This window comes from Oleiphilus sp. HI0079 (genome assembly GCF_001635105.1).
In genome coordinates this window covers 1-762 of record NZ_LWFT01001393.1, presented here as the reverse complement: position 1 = coordinate 762, position 762 = coordinate 1, and the positions used below count along the sequence as shown (strand labels likewise).

2 protein-coding genes are annotated in these 762 nt (G+C 46.7%); one reads left to right on the top strand and one right to left on the bottom strand.

The window, feature by feature from the left end; genetic code table 11:
- The coding region (locus A3750_RS24005; protein WP_156498907.1) for a PEP/pyruvate-binding domain-containing protein at positions 1–205 on the bottom strand (205 nt) is incomplete at its 3' end.
- A 165-nt stretch (positions 206–370) separates the two neighbouring features.
- Between A3750_RS24005 and A3750_RS24000 the strand changes: the two genes are divergently transcribed.
- Positions 371–762 (top strand): kinase/pyrophosphorylase (locus tag A3750_RS24000; protein ID WP_197475287.1); only part of this gene is annotated, 392 nt, incomplete at its 3' end.

Genomic DNA, 762 nt, shown 5'->3' with positions numbered 1-762 from the left:
CAAGGCGACTATGAATACGATCTGCCAAACCATCACTTCGCAAAAACTCGTTGAACGCATAGGCGGTGGTTGCAAAGCCCCCCGGCACACGCACACCAGTCGAACCAAGATTCGCGATCATCTCGCCGAGCGAGGCATTTTTGCCACCGACCCGATCAACGTCATTCATCCCAAGTTGGTCAAACCAAACGATATATTCCTGCAAGGCGAAACTCCTCTGAAACGGTACTGCCAGCCGAGAATTCGGCCGACTTAATAAGGTGCGCATAATAACACTTTATGCTAGCTTAATTTAGTAGACATCTTGAATCACTTGTATAAGCAAAACTTAGCAAACTAGCGCATAAATATAACAAGGTATTTATAAATTATGACAGATAAGCGAACAGCTTTTTTTATCTCAGACGGAACAGGGATCACCAGCGAAGCCCTCGGCCTGAGCCTTTTAAAACGCTTCGATACAATTCGATTCGAAAAAGAGACCTTGCCCTACGTAGACTCCGTTGAGAAAGCAAAAGAAGTGGTCGAACGTATCAATCAGCGTGCCGAACTGGATGGCGCGCGCCCTATTGTTTTTGACACACTCGTAGACGATACACTTCGCTCAATCGTTTCGAGCAGCAATGCCTTGCAAATTGACGTGTTTGCGGCATTTTTAGGTCCTCTAACAGAAGAGCTGGGCATTCAACCTGGAGACACTATTGGTCGTGCCCGGATTGGCGAAAGCTCTGACTATGAATACCGCATGGAAGCGATCAACTA